The organism is Actinomadura sp. 3N508 (genome assembly GCF_044326375.1).
Lineage (GTDB): Bacteria > Actinomycetota > Actinomycetes > Streptosporangiales > Streptosporangiaceae > Spirillospora.
Genome location: NZ_JBIRAX010000006.1, coordinates 26,306 through 40,689 on the forward strand (window position 1 = coordinate 26,306; position 14,384 = coordinate 40,689).

Genomic DNA, 14,384 nt, shown 5'->3' on the forward strand with positions numbered 1-14,384 from the left:
GGGTCCGGGGGATCACCGATGATCTTCGTCCCCGGGGATCACCAATGGTCGGGGCTGAAGGGCTCGTCCTCGGGGCGGGCCGACTCCGACAGCAGCCGCAGGTCCGACTCGACCATCATCGTGACGAGCTCCTCGAACGTCACCGCGGGCTCCCAGCCGAGCTGCTCGCGGGCCCGCTTCGGGTCGGCGCACAGCAGGTCGACCTCGGCCGGGCGCGTGTACCTCGCGTCTAGGACGACGTGGTCCTCCCAGTTGAGGCCCGCCGTGCGGAACGCGAACTCCACCAGCTCCCGCACCGACTGGGTGTGGCCCGTCCCGATGACGAAGTCCTCCGGGGCGTCCTGCGCCAGCATCAGCCGCATCGCGCGCGCGTAGTCGCCCGCGAAGCCCCAGTCGCGGCGCGCGTCCAGGTTCCCCAGCCGCAGCTCGGTGGCCAGGCCCAGCTTGATTCGGGCCGCGCCGAGCGACACCTTCCGGGTGACGAACTCGGCGCCCCGGCGCGGCGACTCGTGGTTGAACAGGATCCCGCTGACCGCGAACATCCCGTACGACTCGCGGTAGTTCTGCGTGATGTAGTGCCCGTAGGTCTTCGCCACCCCGTACGGGCTGCGCGGATGGAACGGCGTCGCCTCGGTCTGCGGCGTCTCCCGGACCATCCCGAACATCTCCGACGACGACGCCTGGTAGAAGCGGATCTGCTCGCCGTCCGGCGTCCGGGACGGGCTGATGCCCGACACGACCCGGATCGCCTCCAGCGTCCGCAGCACGCCCATCCCGGTGACCTCGGCGGTCAGCTCGGCCTGCTGCCACGACATCGGCACGTAGGAGATCGCGCCCAGGTTGTAGACCTCGTCCGGCTGGACGTGCTCCACCGCCGAGATCAGGCTGCCCTGGTCGAGCAGGTCGCCGGTGGTGATCCGCACATCGCCGATGTGCTTGCGCAGCCGCGACACATGGGGGTTCGCCTGCCCCCGCACCAGGCCCCAGACCTCGTACCCCAGCGCGAGCAGATGCTCGGCCAGATACGAGCCGTCCTGTCCGGTGATACCGGTGATGAGTGCTCGCCTGGACAGCGGATCCTCCATGGATTAGGTCCGATGCCGTCCACCACGGGTGAACCCTTGGTGGACGTGAAATATGAGGTTAGCGACCTTGCCGCGACGCTGACGAGGGAGGGCGCCCTTTGAACCGAATTCGCTTCTGTTTACCGTCCTCCAGCGGCCGCCCCCCACCATTCGAGTGACGAGCTTCGTTCGACGGTCCGCCGCCGATGTGCCACGGTGAGACCATCATGAGCCCTCCAGAGACGCCGCTGCGGCTGAACGGGCGCGAACTCGGCCCGCACGCGATCATGGCCGTGGTGAACCGCACGCCGGACTCGTTCTTCGACAAGGGCGCCACCTACGGCTTCGACGCCGCGCTCGCCGCCGTCGACCGCGCGGTCGCGGAGGGCGCCGACATCGTCGACATCGGCGGTGTGAAGGCCGGCCCCGGCGAGGACGTCGGCGTCGCCGAGGAGCTGCGCCGCGTCGTCGGGCTCGTCGCCGCCGTCCGGGAACGGCATCCGGGCGTCGTGATCAGCGTCGACACCTGGCGGGCCGAGGTCGGCGAGGCCGTCGCGCGGGCGGGCGCGGACCTGCTGAACGACACCTGGGGCGGGCCTGACCCGCGGCTGGCCGAGGTCGCCGCCGGCCACGGCATCGGCCTCGTCTGCGCGCACGCCGGGGCCCTCGCCCCGCGCACCCGCCCGCACCGCATTGCCTACGACGACGTCGTCAGCGACGTCATCGCCCACGTCACCACCGAGGCCAAGCGCGCAGCGGCGCTCGGCGTCCGCCGGGACGCGATCCTCATCGACCCCGCCCACGACTTCGGCAAGAACACCCGCCAGTCACTGGAGATCACCCGGCGGCTCGGCGAGCTGACCGCGACCGGCTGGCCGGTCCTGGTCGCGGTGTCCAACAAGGACTTCATCGGCGAGACCCTCGGCCGCCCCGTCGACAAGCGCGGCGTCGGCACCATGGCCGTCCTCGGCGTCTCCGCCCTGCTCGGCGCCCGCGTCTTCCGCGTCCACGACGTCAAGGCCGCCCGCCAGGCCCTCGCCGCCGTGACCACCGTGACGTCCTGACCTGACCTCGGCGACCTCAGCCACCACCGCAACCCCGCAACGACCTCAACGCCTGCGATCGCGTCCGAAGGCAGGTTTCGAGCTTGCGAGAAACCTGATCGCGAAGCGAGCCGCCAGGCGAGACGAAGCGATGCAGCGATCGCGCGCTTTTTTCGACGATGGAGGGCCCCCAGGGCCCGAAGGAGGAGAAAAAAGCAATAAAACTAGTGCGCGACCTCGCGGCGGCGGGCCCGGTAGGCGGCGACGTGCATGCGGTTTCCGCAGGTTCGGCTGTCGCAGTAGCGGCGGCAGCGGTTGCGGGACAGGTCCACCAGGACGCGTGAGCAGCCGGGTGCCTCGCAGGTGCGCAGCCGGTCCAGTTCGCCGGCCGCGACCACGTGCGCCAGCGCCATCCCGCAGTCGGCGGCGAGGTGCTCGCCGAGCGGCGCGCCCGGCGCGAAGTAGTGCACGTGCCAGCTGTAGCCGTCGTGGTCGGTCAGGTGCGGGGTGGTGCGGACCTCGCCGACGATCGCGTTGATCTGCCGGACGGCGGCCGGGACGTCCGCGGCGCGGAACACGGCGTGGAACCGCTCGCGCAGGTCCAGCGCGCGGGCGAGGTCGGCGCCGTCCAGCTCGCCGATGTCGCTGAAGTCGTTGCGGTCCACGAAGGCGTGCAGGCCGGGCAGCCCGGCGAGGTCCTCGGCCCCGGACGCCGCCGGGCCGGTGTTGATCAGGTCGACGACGACGGCGAGCGCGTGCTCGGTGTCATGGGTGAAGATCACGATGGCTCCAGTCTCGGGACCCGGGGCGGTCGTGTGCCCGGCCGCACCGCAGGAGACCGTGCCGCCGGGGCCGGGGACGCGGCCCGTGGTGCACAACCATATGACGAGAATCCGGCACGTCCATGCGCACCCCGTGATGCGGCGCGTACGGTCCCGCATTTCGGGCGGGAGCACAACGGGGAAAGAGGACAGGTCCTGACGCCTGGAGGTGGTGCAACCGGTGCGGCCGGGGCGGGCCGTGTGGAGGCCGGGCGGTCAGCGCTCGTAGTTCGGGTCGGCGACGACCGGGTAGTAGGCGTCGGTGTGCTGGACGCGCATCGTGACGGCCGTCCCCTCAAGGGTGTAGTCGGCCTTCACCTGCCGGAACATCGAGTCGCTCGCCCACGGGCTGTAGAGCCGGCCGACGGTCGCGCCGTAGCGCAGGTGGACGACGTCGTACCCGCCCGACGGCATCGACTCCAGCGCCAGCCCGTCGGCGAGGGACACCGGGAACCGGAACTCCGAGGGGGCGTCCGGGCCGTGGATCACCGTGAGCAGCCGGACCCCGCTCGCGGTGGTCTGCGCGACGATGTCGGTGTCGACGTGCACGCCCACGAACACCCGCAGGCTCGGCCGCAGGACCTGCGCGAGGGTGTCGGCGGCGGCCACGTCGATGCCGAGGTGGATGCGCTGCCCGTCCTTGGTCGGCACCCACACGCCGTCGCGGGCGCGCTGGCCCCACGCGACGTCCGGGTTCTCCATCTCCTGCGGCTCGTTCTTGCCCCGCGCGACGAGAATCCTCGAGGCGGCGCTCATCGCCGCGGCAGCGCCATCCCGTGCATGCCTCATGGCGGGCCCCCTCGCCTTCTTCATCACTCGCGTGACTTCGTGCCTTGTCTCGGGTTTACCACGGGCAGGGCGGACTGGGCGTCCCATTGACCTGCCCCCGGCCGATTCGCGACGTTCGCCCCGCGCGTCGTTGGACCTTACACCACGCTTATAGGCGCCGGTCGTCCCGGGGCGGCGCCCATCAGCGCACCATCACGGGGTGATGACGGTGCGCATCCGAGCCTTTACGGAGAAAATACTTTGTGTCCGCCAGGGAGCCTCCGCATCATTGAACACGTCGAACGATTGCGACAAAGCACGAAGGGGTGAGCCACCGGTTAGGCGGCCGGTCTCCAAATCCGGCGGAAAGTGGGTTCGACTCCTACCGCCCCTGCTGAGCACGGACGATGGGCTTGTGGTGTAACGGAAGCACACCTCCTTTGCAAGGAGGCGATCAGGGTTCGACTCCCTGCTGGTCCACTCACGTCAGGCGCCGCGGGCCGTCTCGCGGAAGACGGCCCGCGGCGTGTCTCTGGAGGGTTGGCCGAACGGTAAGGCAGCAGTTTCGAAAACTGACGTCGAGGTGACACTCGAAGGGGTTCGACTCCCTTACCCTCCGCAATTCGTAACGGAATTCAGGCTCAGGCGTGTCTCTGTGGGGGGACGACCCCCCACGCCCCCCGGTTCGCTTCGCTCAGGCGGGCACAGGCTCTCCGGCGGTGATCGTCTCGGCGAGGTCGGCGAGCACGTCGCTGAGGCGGTCCAGGGCGTCCGCGATCCACGGCAGGCCCGCCGGGTTCGGCGAGGCCAGGGCCGCGAGGCGCTGCTCGTCGTCGTCGCCGTAGAGCTGGCTCGGCGCCACCCGCATCCGCAGCGCAGACGGGGCGTCCCCGAACGAACTGCCAGGCAGGACGCCGACTCCGTAACGTTCCAATAGCAGGTCTGTGAGGTCGGCCGCCGTCTCGACGCCGTGGTTCTCAAGCAGCCTGTCGCGGACCGGGCCGAAGTCCGGGTAGACGTAGAACGCGGCCTCCGGACGCGTGACGCGGGCTCCCGCAGCGGCGAACCGGTCCGCGACCGCCCCCGTGATCGCGGCGTGCAGCCGCCTGCTGCGGTCGACGTGCTCCACCAGCTCGGGCGGCTCGGCGAACGCGTACGCGGCCGCGTGCTGCATCGGCGCGGGCGCGCTGGACCACATCTCGCTCGCCACGCCCAGCAGGCTGTCGCGCAGCGCGCGGCCGAACGGGCCCTCCGGCAGCCGCGCGACGCCGAGCCGCCAGCCGCCCGCCGCCAGGTTCTTGCTCAGCGCGGTCGTCACCACGGTCCGCTCCGGCGCGTACAGGGCCGGGCTCGGGATCTTCCGGCCGGGCTCGTGCACCAGATCGCGGTAGATCTCGTCCGAGATGATCACCAGTCCGTGCTCGCGCGCCACCGTGCACAGCCGCCGGACGGTCTCCTCGGACGCGATCGTCCCCGTCGGGTTGTCCGGAAGCGTCACCACCACGGCCCGCACCTCGCGTCCCCGCGCGCGGGCCCGCACCACGGCATCGGCCAGGAGCGCCGGGCTCGGCACGCCGCCCTCGCCGCGCGGCGTGGCGACGCGGATCGGCTCGGCGCCGACCAGCGACGCCTGCGCCGCGTAGCTCACCCAGCTCGGCGACGCCACGACGACGTCGCCGCCGATCGAGGTCAGCAACGCGTACAGCAGCGGCTTGCTGCCGGGCCCCGCGACGATCATGGACGGGTCGGTGGGCAGCCCGCGCCGTGCCCAGTACCCGGCCGCGGCGCCGCGGAGCGCGGCCGATCCGGCGACCGGCCCGTAGCCGCCCCGTCCCGCGGCGGCGCCGAGCTCGCGGGTCAGGGCCGGGTGGATGGGGATCCCGGCCTCCCCGAAGCCGAGCGGCAGGACGCGCACGCCCTCCCTGCGCTTGCGGGCGATCGCCTCGTTCACCGCGAGCGTCGCCGAGAGGGCGACGGGACGCGGCGCGAAAGGTAGCGGCCGGACGGGTTCGGACTCTTTCTGGGCAGGCATGAACGCTCCATGGGCATGCGAGATCAGCGGTGGGTGAGAGCGGAGTCCCCCTGGACGACCCGGCCGGGTTCGATCTCATCCTTTCCCCCGATTAGCATCATTACAAGCGAGTCTCATCGATGGTGACAGTAAGCTGATCTGATGCTCGAACTCCGCCGCCTGCGGCTTCTCGCCGAATTCGGCCGCCGTGGCAGCATCGCCGCGACCGCCGCCGCCCTCGGCTACACGCCTTCGGCCGTCTCCCAGCAGCTGGCCGCGCTCGAACGCGAGGCCGGCGGCGTGCCGCTGCTGGACCGCACCGCCCGCAGCGCCGAGCTGACCGACGCCGGGCGCCGTCTCGCCGACCGCGCCGAGGAGATCCTCGGCCTCGTGGAGACCGCCGAGGCGGAGCTGTCGGCGCACTCCGAGACGCCCATGGGCCGGGTCGTGGTCACCGCGTTCCCCACCGCGGCCGTCGCGTTCGCGCCCGCGCTGGCGCAGAGCCTCGGCGAGCATCCCGGCCTGACGTTCGTGCTGCGGCAGACCCGGCCCGGCGACGGCATCCGGCAGGTGCAGAACGGCGAGGTCGACATCGCGCTCATCGACGACTGGACGGGCAAGGTCCCCGAGCAGTCGCCCGCCGCGCTGAAGTTCTTCCGCCTGCTCCGCGACCCGCTGGTGCTGGTCGTCCCGGCCGGGCACCGGATGTCGGATCCGGAGCGGCCGGTCGACCTGCAGCAGCTCAGGGACGAGCCGTGGATGGCCGCGCCGCCCGGGGAGCCGTCCCGGCAGGCCCTGGAGCGGCTCATGGACACCGTTGGCGGGGCCCGTCCCGTCCCGTGGGAGTTCGAGGGCCTGCACACGATCCTCAGCCTGGTGGCGCGCGGCATCGGGATCACCGCGGTGCCCGCGCTGGCGCTCGCCGCCGGTGATCAGGGCGTGGCCGTCCGGCGCATCCCGGAATGCACGCTGGCCCGCGAGGTCTACGCCGTGACCAGGGCCGCGAGCGTCCGCCGGCCGTCGGTGGCGGAGACCCTCAGGGCCGTCCACAGAGCGGCTCGCGACGTTCAGCCGGCCCCGCCTGAGGGGTGAGCGGACCACCGGCTACCGTCGGAAGTGAGACCTGGGTCACGCAGGTTCAACGCCGGCCGCATCCGGCCGCCGCCCGCACCGGACGCACGGCGAATCCGAACCAATGGGAGACCGCGAGCACGCGGACCGGATCACTCGAAAACGGACAGACGCGTGCCGAACTTCACGTACGGTGGTGCGAATCGTGACCACGACCGACTCCATGGACACCGATCGGGGAGCACAGCGCTCGATGGATCGACCGGCGAAACCTCCCGCCGCGGCCTTCCAGGCGGCGGAGACCCCCGCGCCGGCGGCACAGGCCGCCGACGCGCCCGGGGTTCCGGGCGAGGGCGGCGCGCACGCCGCCTTCGCGAAGGACGCCGCCCCCGAAGGGCACCACGTCTTCGAGCTGCCACGGGTGACGGCGCTGCTCATGCACGCGCTCCCACGCTTCGTCGAAGGGGTGATCGCGCCCGTCGCGGTGTTCTACGCCGCGCTGACCCTGCTGGGGCTGAACGGGGCGCTCATCGCCGCCGTCGCGTGGGTGTACGGCGGCATCGCCTACCGGTTCCTGCGCGGCCACCCGGTGTCGGGGATGCTGCTGCTGGCCGCGGTCGGCGTGACCGTCCGCGCGGCCACGGCCGCCGCCACGGGCAGCGCGGTCATCTACTTCCTGCAGCCGACGCTCGGCACGCTGATCGTCAGCATGTCGTTCCTCGCCTCCGTCCCGCTCGGACGGCCCCTGGCCATGAAGCTGGCCAGGGACATGGCGCCGATCCCCGAGGCGTTCCTCAAGCACGCCAGGGTGCACCAGTTCTTCCTGCGCATCTCGCTGCTGTGGTCGATGGTCCTGTTCACGAACGTCGCCGTCAGCCTGTGGATGCTGTTCAACCAGTCGATCGGCATGTACCTGTGGTTCCGCACCGGCATCGTCGCCGGGCTGGGCGCGATCGGCGTCGCCGTCTCGGTGTGGGGCTTCAGGCGCGTCGTCCGCCACGTCAACCGCGAGCCCTCGGCCGCCTGACCGGATCGACCCGACCGGTTCCACTTTGACCGGTTCTGACTGATCCATACCGGCTGAGCAGCGATTCTCCCGCCCGGCGGGCCGAACTTCCGGGCGGTTCGCGGCGTCTCCCTTCACAGGTACATTCACCAACTTGGGGTGAATTCACGGGGTTTGGGGGAGTTTGTCGTGACTCACGGTGGGCGGGGCATGCGGGTGGCGCTGACCGGCGGCGCGGGCGCGTTGGCGCTGCTCGCGGCCGGCTGCATGGCCGGCGAGGAGGGAAAGCTGGCCTCGGGGAACTCGGCCGACGCCGTGACGATCACGCCGGCCAACGGGACCGCCCAGGTCAGGCCGGACGGGACGATCGAGGTCAAGGCCGCCGACGGCAAACTGCAGAAGGTCACCGTCCAGGGCGAGGGCGCCACCATCACCGGGACGTTCGGCGGCGGGCACAAGACCTGGCGCTCCAACCGGACGATGACGCCGGGCACGTCCTACACGGTCACCGCGCAGGCGAGCGACGACGGCAAGACCCGCACCGCGACCAGTGCGTTCACCACCCTCAAGGCGGACAAGACGCTCTCGATCACCGACGTCACGCCGAACCTCAAGGGCGAGAAGGTCGGCGTCGGCATGCCGATCATGGTCCGGTTCGACCGCCCGGTCACCGACAAGGCCGCCGTGGAGCGGGCGCTGCGCGTCACCCCGGACAGGCCGGTCGAGGGCGCGTGGAACTGGGTCGCCGCCGACCAGGTCATCTACCGGACGAAGACGTACTGGCAGCCGCACCAGACCGTCCGGTTCCACGCGAGCCTCGCCGGGGTGAACGCGGGCGGCGGCGTCTACGGCGCCGAGGACGAGCAGGCCACCCTCACCATCGGTGCCGCCCAGATCACCAAGGGTGACATCGGCGACCACCACATGACGGTCACCCGCGACGGCAAGAAGCTGCGGACCATCCCGTTCAGCGCCGGCAACGGCCAGACGCGGGAGTTCACCACCACCAGCGGCGTCCACCTGCTGATGGAGAAGGGCAACCCCGTCACGATGACGTCCCCGGGCCGCAAGGAAGGCGACCCCGGCTACTACAAGACGGTCGTCAACCACGCGGTCCGCTTCTCCAACAGCGGCGAGTACGTCCACTCGGCGCCGTGGTCGGTCGGCTCGCAGGGCTCGGCGAACGTCAGCCACGGCTGCCTGAACGTCAGCCCCGCCAACGCCAAGTGGTACTACGACACCATGCAGCGCGGCGACGTGATCGAGCTGACCGGAACCGACCGCGAGGTCGAGCCGATGAACGGCTGGAGCTTCTGGCAGCTGTCCTTCGACAAGTGGGCGCAGGGCAGCGCGCTGCGGTGACCCGTCCCGCCCCATGCAACGCTTTGATCTCGGACGCCCGCCAAAACCCCGGGTCATGACATGATCCTCGGTTTTTGTCGTTATTGTCTCCCTGGTAGACGGCGGGTTCGGGAGGTCGCAGTGCAGCGGAGGATTTCCGCAGGGGTTCGGGCTGGTGCGGGGATGGCGGGGATCGTGCTGCTGCTCACGACGGCGGCGTGCAGCGGGGGAGAGAAGGAGGGCGGCGTCACCGTCGGCGAGAAGGCCGACGCGGGCGCTCCACAGGTGACGATCAGCCCCGGCGACGGCAACAAGAAGGCCGAGCCGGAGGACGGCGTCGTGGTGACCGCCGCGGGCGGCACCCTCGAGCAGGTCACGGTCACGTTCAAGGGCAAGCCGGTCGACGGCGAGATGGCCGCCGACAAGGCCAGCTGGAAGTCGCGCACGCTCCGGCCCGGCTCCTCGTACCAGGTCACCGCCATCGCCAGGAGCCCGCAGGGCAAGACCGCCACGGTCAACGCCGCCTTCGCCACCCTCAAGGCGGCGAAGGAGCTCGACATCCTCGACGTCACCCCCGGCAAGGGCGAGAAGGTCGGCGTCGGCATGCCGATCCAGGTCGTCTTCAACCGCCCGGTCGACGACAAGAAGGCCGTGGAGAAGGTCCTGGACGTCAAGTCGGCCAAGCCCGCCACCGGCGCGTGGCACTGGGCGAACGACACCACGGTGATCTTCCGGACGAAGAACGGCGAGTACTGGCAGCCCAACCAGAACGTCACGTTCTCGGCGAAGCTGTCCGGCGTGAAGTCGGGCAAGAAGACCTACGGCGTGGACGACTTCTCCCGCAAGTTCCGCATCGGCGACTCGCACATCGTCACCATCAGCACCAAGAAGAAGAAGGCCGTCGTCAAGAAGAACGGCCGCGTCGTGCGGACCTGGCCCATCAGCGCCGGCAAGGGCGGCCGCGTCGTCAACGGCGTCGACACCTACCTCACCACCAGCGGCATCCACCTCACCATGGGCAAGGAAAATCCGGCGATCATGACGTCGGAGTGGATGGGCGTCGACCCGAAGGACAAGAAGAACGGCGGGTACCGCGAGGTCATCCCGCACGCGGTGCGGATCTCCAACAGCGGCGAGTACATCCACTCGATGGCCGGCACGGTCTGGGCGCAGGGCCGCCAAAACGTGAGCCACGGCTGCATCAACTCCCCGCCCAAGGACGCCCAGTGGTTCTACAACTTCTCCTACCGCGGCGACCCGGTGATCATCACCGGCAGCAAGCGCGGGCTCGACGCGTGGAACGGCTGGAGCTTCTACCAGATGTCGTGGAGCAAGTGGGTCAAGGGCGGCGCCCTCGACCGCCCCGTGACCACGGGATGATGTTGACGTTCCGCGTCTAGGGGAACAAGCCCGACAAAGCCGTCGTCCGCGATGGGGAATCGGGTGAGCGATTTAAAGGGCCGTCCGCCGAGACTCAGGCGCCGTCTGCGCCGCGCGGTGCATCGCGTCATGCGCCGCGTGGCGCTGTGGTCCCTGCGCCCGCTGCGCTGGCGGCGCAGGGGGAGTGTCCCGGGCCCTGGCGAGCGGCTCCGTGTCCGCGTCCTGCTCCAGAACGCGCACGGGACGGGCGGGACGATCCGCACCGTGCTGAACCTGTGCGGGCACCTGACCCGTGACCACGACATCGAGATCGTCAGCGCGCTGCGGCGCAGCAGGCGCCCGTTCTTCGCGGTCCCGCTCGGCGCGACGGTCACCTACGCTGACGACCGGTTCGTGCCCAAGGGCAGGGCGGCCCGGCTCCTGGCCCGGCTGCCGAGCGTCCTGACGCCGGTGGACGAGGCGTCCTTCCGCCTCATGAGCATGTGGACGGACGTCTGTCTCCTGCGCGCCCTGTACCGCTCGCCGGCCGACGTCGTCATCGGCACCCGGCCGTCCCTGAACCTCCTCGCGGCCGAGCTCGCGCCGCGCGGCGCCGTGACGATCGGGCAGGACCACATGAGCCTGGACTCCTACCGGCCCGCGCTGCACCGGCAGGTCGTCCGCGGGTACCGGCGGCTGACCGTCGTCACCGCCCTGACCGAGGCCGCCCGCGCCGGGTACGCGAAGGCCCTCGCCGGTAGCGGTGTCCGCGTCGTGCGGATCCCGAACGCCGCGCCGCCGCTGCCCGGGCGCCCGTCCCGGCGCGAGGACAAGGTCGTGCTGGCCGCCGGGCGGCTCGTCGCCAACAAGGGCTTCGACACGCTCATCCGCGCGTTCGCGCCGATCGCCGCCGAGCAGCCCGACTGGACGCTGCGGATCTTCGGCCGCGGCGTGCGCCGCGACGAACTCGACGCGCTGATCACCGAGCTGGGCCTCGCCGGGCGGGTCGAGCTGCGTCCCGTCACCCGCGACCTGCACGGCGAGATGGCCCGCGTGTCGATCTACGCGCTGACCTCGCGCCGCGAGGGCATGCCGATGGTGATCATCGAGGCGATGGGGATGGGGCTGGCGGTCGTGTCGTTCGACTGCCCGCACGGCCCCGCCGAGCTGATCGAGCACGGCCGCGACGGGCTGCTCGTCCCGAACGGGGACGCGGGCGCGTTCACCGCCGCGCTCCGCGAGCTGATCGCCGACCGCGGTCTGCGCGATCGGCTCGGCGAGCAGGCGGTCGTGTCCGCGCGCGCCCACGACCTGGAGCGCATCGGGCCGCAGTGGTCGCGGCTGCTGTCCGGCTTCCATCCGTCCGCCAGGGCGTCGCGGGACGCCGGGCCGGTCGCGGACGGCACCGATCTGAGCGTCTCCGGCAGCGACCGCTGACTGCCCGCCTCAAGCGCGCTGGAGGATGCCGCGGACGAACGCCGCCTGACCCGCGTGCTGCAGCGAGTCGGAGATCACGCTGACCAGCCGCACGCCCAGCGTGACGGGCGGATCCCACGCACGGTCGACGATGCGTTCCAGGTCGGCGTCGGTCACCGAGGCCACATAGTCGGCCGTGGCGGCGTACACCGCCTCGTGGTAGCCGATCAGCAGATCCGGCGAGCCGACCCGCACCGACGCGACCTGCTCGGAGGTGTGGCCGTAGCCGGTGTCGGACGGGTCGAGCGGCAGGCCGAACCGGCCGGCCCAGCCGCCGTCCGTCCACGCCTGGGCGGTGCCCGCGACGTCGGAGATGTGGTCGTCCTGGACGCGGGTGAGGTGCCAGATCAGCCACGCGATCGAGTTGGCGTCGTCGTCGACGCGGTAGGCGAGCTGGTCGGCGGTGAGCCCGCCGGCCGTCTCGGCGACCTGCTGCCGGATGCGGTCGAACGCGTCGGTGAGAAGGAGCGCACTGGTCATTGATCAGACGCTACCCCGGTCCCGGCACCGCATTCACGTGCCGCGCGGCGGGCTCCACGGAGGCGCCGAGGACGGGGACCGGGGCCCGGGAGGGGAGGCGGACGGTGACGTCGAGGCCGCCGCCGGGGCGCGGCACGGCCGTCACCGTCCCGCCGTGGGCGCTCGCCGTCGCGCGGACGATCGACAGCCCCAGCCCGGACCCGCGGTCCGAGCGCAGCCGGTCGTTGCCGAGCCGCCGGAACGGCTCGAAGATCGTCTCGACCTCGTAGCCGGGCACGACGGGCCCGGTGTTGGACACCACGACCTCCGCCCAGCCGTCCCGGCTCCGCGTCGTGACCGACAGCGCACCGCCGTCGCGGTTGTGCCGCACCGCGTTCTCCACCAGGTTCTGCACCAGCCGCTCGACGAGCACGGGATCGCCGGAGGTGACGGCCCGGCCGAGGTCGCGCCGCGGCGTCAGCCCGCGCTCGCGCGCCTCGCGCGCCGCCTGGTCGAGGACGTGGCCCGCGACGTCGGCCAGGTCGAGCGGGCCCGCGTCGACCGCCACGCCCTCGGTGCCGGCGAGGGTGAGCAGCCCGTCGATGAGCCGCTCGTGCCGCCCGTTCACCACCAGCAGCGACTCGCCGAGCCGCTTGACGTCGCCGGTCGCGTCGGGGCGGCGCACGGCCACGTCGATGAGCGTCCGGTTGATCGCGAGCGGGGTGCGCAGCTCGTGCGAGGCGTTCGCGACGAACCGCCGCTGGCCGTCGAACGCCCGCGCCAGCCGGCCGAGCATCGTGTCGAAGGTGTCGGCGAGCTCCTTGACGTCGTCGCGGGGCCCCTCGTACCCGATCCGCTCGGTGAGGTCGTGGCTGCGCGCCACCCGCCCCGCCGTCTCGGTGATCTTGTGGACGGGCCGCAGCGCCCGGTCGGCGAGCAGCCAGCCGAACCCGATCCCGGCCGCGCCCACCAGCCCGAGGGCGATGCCGCCCTGCGTCAGCAGCGCGTTGAGCGTCTTGCGCTGGTAGTCGTCGCGGACCCTGACCATCGCGACCTCGACGCTCCGGTCGGTGGCCTCCACGCCCTGTTCCGGCGGCGGCAGCGGGGCCTTCGAGGTGCCGTCGAGCATCCGGGCCGCCTTCGGGACGGCCTGGTTGTCGAGGTTGTTCTTCACCAGGAAGTAGGTCAGGCCCAGCAGGAGGACGCCGGCGCCGATGAACAGGCCCGTGTACAGCAGCGTGAGCCGCATCCTGATCGTCGGCCGCAGCCGTTCGGTGAAGGTCATGGGATCCGGTACCCCGTTCCCGGGACGGTCTCGATGACCGGGGGATCGCCGAGCTTGCGGCGCAGCTTCATCAGCGTCACCCGGACCGTGTTGGTGAACGGGTCGGTGTGCTCGTCCCACACCTTCTCCAGCAGCAGCTCGGCCGACACGATCGCCCCGTCCGCGCGGAGCAGCTCGGCGAGCAGCCCGAACTCCTTGCGCGCCAGGTGCACGTACCGCCCGTCGCGGACGACCTCCCGGCGGGACGGGTCGAGCCGGATCCCGGCGCGCTCCAGCGTCGGCGGGGCCGCCGGGCGGGCCCGGCGGCCGAGCGCCTGGACCCGCGCCACCAGCTCCTCGAACGCGAACGGCTTGGTCAGGTAGTCGTCGGCGCCGAGCCGCAGCCCGTCGACCCGCGCCGGGACGGTCACGGCGGCGGTGAGCATCAGCACCCGGACGAGCGCGCCCGACTCCACCACCGCGCGGCACACGTCGTCGCCGTGCACGACGGGCAGGTCGCGGTCGAGGATCAGCACGTCGTAGTCGTTCACGCCGAGCCGCTCCAGCGCGGCGTCGCCGTCGTAGACCACGTCCACGGCCAGGGCCTCGGACCTGAGCCCGTCGGCGATCGAGTCCGCGAGCATCCGCTCGTCCTCGGCGATCAGAACCCGCACCCGTGCCGCCCCCTGCCGTCCTCCGAG

13 protein-coding genes and 3 tRNA genes are annotated in these 14,384 nt (G+C 71.6%); 9 read left to right on the forward strand and 7 right to left on the reverse strand.

Annotated features, from left to right (window positions below):
* Positions 1-38: 38 nt before the first annotated feature.
* The gene (locus ACH34S_RS21920) at positions 39-1,073 is read right to left on the reverse strand and encodes a GDP-mannose 4,6-dehydratase (protein WP_395955077.1); all 1,035 of its coding nucleotides are present in this window, start codon (positions 1,071-1,073) and stop codon (positions 39-41) included.
* 218 nt (positions 1,074-1,291) lie between these two features.
* Between ACH34S_RS21920 and folP the strand changes: the two genes are divergently transcribed.
* Positions 1,292-2,128 (forward strand): dihydropteroate synthase, encoded by an 837-nt coding sequence (gene folP, locus ACH34S_RS21925; protein ID WP_395954581.1) that lies wholly within the window; start codon positions 1,292-1,294, stop codon positions 2,126-2,128.
* Between the two features lie 203 nt (positions 2,129-2,331).
* Here the strand turns inward: folP and ACH34S_RS21930 are convergent, their stop codons facing one another.
* Both ACH34S_RS21930 and ACH34S_RS21935 read right to left on the reverse strand, forming a co-directional pair.
* Complete coding sequence (locus ACH34S_RS21930; protein ID WP_395954583.1) at positions 2,332-2,889, reverse strand: CGNR zinc finger domain-containing protein; 558 nt, start codon at positions 2,887-2,889, stop codon at positions 2,332-2,334.
* A gap of 255 nt (positions 2,890-3,144) precedes the next feature.
* Positions 3,145-3,684 carry a hypothetical protein gene (locus tag ACH34S_RS21935; RefSeq protein WP_395954584.1) on the reverse strand — a complete coding sequence of 180 codons (540 nt, stop codon included), beginning with the start codon at positions 3,682-3,684 and terminating at the stop codon, positions 3,145-3,147.
* Between the two features lie 334 nt (positions 3,685-4,018).
* Between ACH34S_RS21935 and ACH34S_RS21940 the strand changes: the two genes are divergently transcribed.
* The 3 genes from ACH34S_RS21940 to ACH34S_RS21950 all read left to right on the forward strand — a co-directional run bounded on the left by ACH34S_RS21940 (position 4,019) and on the right by ACH34S_RS21950 (position 4,315).
* A tRNA-Trp gene (locus ACH34S_RS21940) sits at positions 4,019-4,090 on the forward strand.
* 15 nt (positions 4,091-4,105) lie between these two features.
* Positions 4,106-4,176 (forward strand) — tRNA-Ala (locus ACH34S_RS21945).
* A 54-nt stretch (positions 4,177-4,230) separates the two neighbouring features.
* Positions 4,231-4,315 (forward strand) — tRNA-Ser (locus ACH34S_RS21950).
* 75 nt (positions 4,316-4,390) lie between these two features.
* Here ACH34S_RS21950 and ACH34S_RS21955 read toward each other — a convergent pair.
* Positions 4,391-5,728: a pyridoxal phosphate-dependent aminotransferase gene (locus ACH34S_RS21955; protein ID WP_395954585.1), complete on the reverse strand. Its 1,338-nt coding sequence runs from the start codon at positions 5,726-5,728 to the stop codon at positions 4,391-4,393.
* 141 nt (positions 5,729-5,869) lie between these two features.
* Between ACH34S_RS21955 and ACH34S_RS21960 the strand changes: the two genes are divergently transcribed.
* The 5 genes from ACH34S_RS21960 (at position 5,870) to ACH34S_RS21980 (ending at position 11,921) form a co-directional block, all read left to right on the forward strand.
* Entirely contained in the window at positions 5,870-6,799 is a 930-nt protein-coding gene (locus ACH34S_RS21960; RefSeq protein ID WP_395954586.1) for a LysR family transcriptional regulator, read from the forward strand.
* Positions 6,800-6,983: 184 nt separating this feature from the next.
* A complete protein-coding gene (locus tag ACH34S_RS21965) occupies positions 6,984-7,805 on the forward strand; it encodes a VC0807 family protein (protein WP_395954587.1) in 822 nt (273 codons plus the stop codon).
* 168 nt (positions 7,806-7,973) lie between these two features.
* Positions 7,974-9,146 carry an Ig-like domain-containing protein gene (locus tag ACH34S_RS21970; RefSeq protein ID WP_395954588.1) on the forward strand — a complete coding sequence of 391 codons (1,173 nt, stop codon included), beginning with the start codon at positions 7,974-7,976 and terminating at the stop codon, positions 9,144-9,146.
* 162 nt (positions 9,147-9,308) lie between these two features.
* Positions 9,309-10,505 carry an Ig-like domain-containing protein gene (locus ACH34S_RS21975; RefSeq protein WP_395954589.1) on the forward strand — a complete coding sequence of 399 codons (1,197 nt, stop codon included), beginning with the start codon at positions 9,309-9,311 and terminating at the stop codon, positions 10,503-10,505.
* Between the two features lie 63 nt (positions 10,506-10,568).
* Positions 10,569-11,921 (forward strand): glycosyltransferase family 4 protein, encoded by a 1,353-nt coding sequence (locus ACH34S_RS21980; protein WP_395954590.1) that lies wholly within the window; start codon positions 10,569-10,571, stop codon positions 11,919-11,921.
* Between the two features lie 9 nt (positions 11,922-11,930).
* Here the strand turns inward: ACH34S_RS21980 and ACH34S_RS21985 are convergent, their stop codons facing one another.
* From ACH34S_RS21985 to ACH34S_RS21995, 3 genes are read right to left on the reverse strand one after another with little or no spacing between them, the layout of a single operon-like run.
* Positions 11,931-12,440 (reverse strand): DUF664 domain-containing protein, encoded by a 510-nt coding sequence (locus ACH34S_RS21985; RefSeq protein WP_395954591.1) that lies wholly within the window; start codon positions 12,438-12,440, stop codon positions 11,931-11,933.
* Between the two features lie 10 nt (positions 12,441-12,450).
* Positions 12,451-13,704, reverse strand: a complete 1,254-nt coding sequence (locus ACH34S_RS21990) for a sensor histidine kinase (RefSeq protein ID WP_395954592.1) — start codon at positions 13,702-13,704, stop codon at positions 12,451-12,453.
* Positions 13,701-14,357, reverse strand: a complete 657-nt coding sequence (locus ACH34S_RS21995; protein ID WP_395954593.1) for a response regulator transcription factor — start codon at positions 14,355-14,357, stop codon at positions 13,701-13,703. Before ACH34S_RS21995 ends, ACH34S_RS21990 begins: the two co-directional genes overlap by 4 nt.
* Positions 14,358-14,384: the final 27 nt, after the last annotated feature.

What these genes read in the sequence shown, in the direction of transcription:
- folP (WP_395954581.1), top strand. Translation starts at nt 1,292, where the DNA reads ATGAGCCCTCCAGAGACGCCGCTGCGGCTGAACGGGCGCGAACTCGGC.
- ACH34S_RS21935 (WP_395954584.1), bottom strand. Translation starts at nt 3,684, where the DNA reads ATGAGCGCCGCCTCGAGGATTCTCGTCGCGCGGGGCAAGAACGAGCCG.
- ACH34S_RS21955 (WP_395954585.1), bottom strand. Translation starts at nt 5,728, where the DNA reads ATGCCTGCCCAGAAAGAGTCCGAACCCGTCCGGCCGCTACCTTTCGCG.
- ACH34S_RS21960 (WP_395954586.1), top strand. Translation starts at nt 5,870, where the DNA reads ATGCTCGAACTCCGCCGCCTGCGGCTTCTCGCCGAATTCGGCCGCCGT.
- ACH34S_RS21975 (WP_395954589.1), top strand. Translation starts at nt 9,309, where the DNA reads ATGGCGGGGATCGTGCTGCTGCTCACGACGGCGGCGTGCAGCGGGGGA.
- ACH34S_RS21985 (WP_395954591.1), bottom strand. Translation starts at nt 12,440, where the DNA reads ATGACCAGTGCGCTCCTTCTCACCGACGCGTTCGACCGCATCCGGCAG.
- ACH34S_RS21990 (WP_395954592.1), bottom strand. Translation starts at nt 13,704, where the DNA reads ATGACCTTCACCGAACGGCTGCGGCCGACGATCAGGATGCGGCTCACG.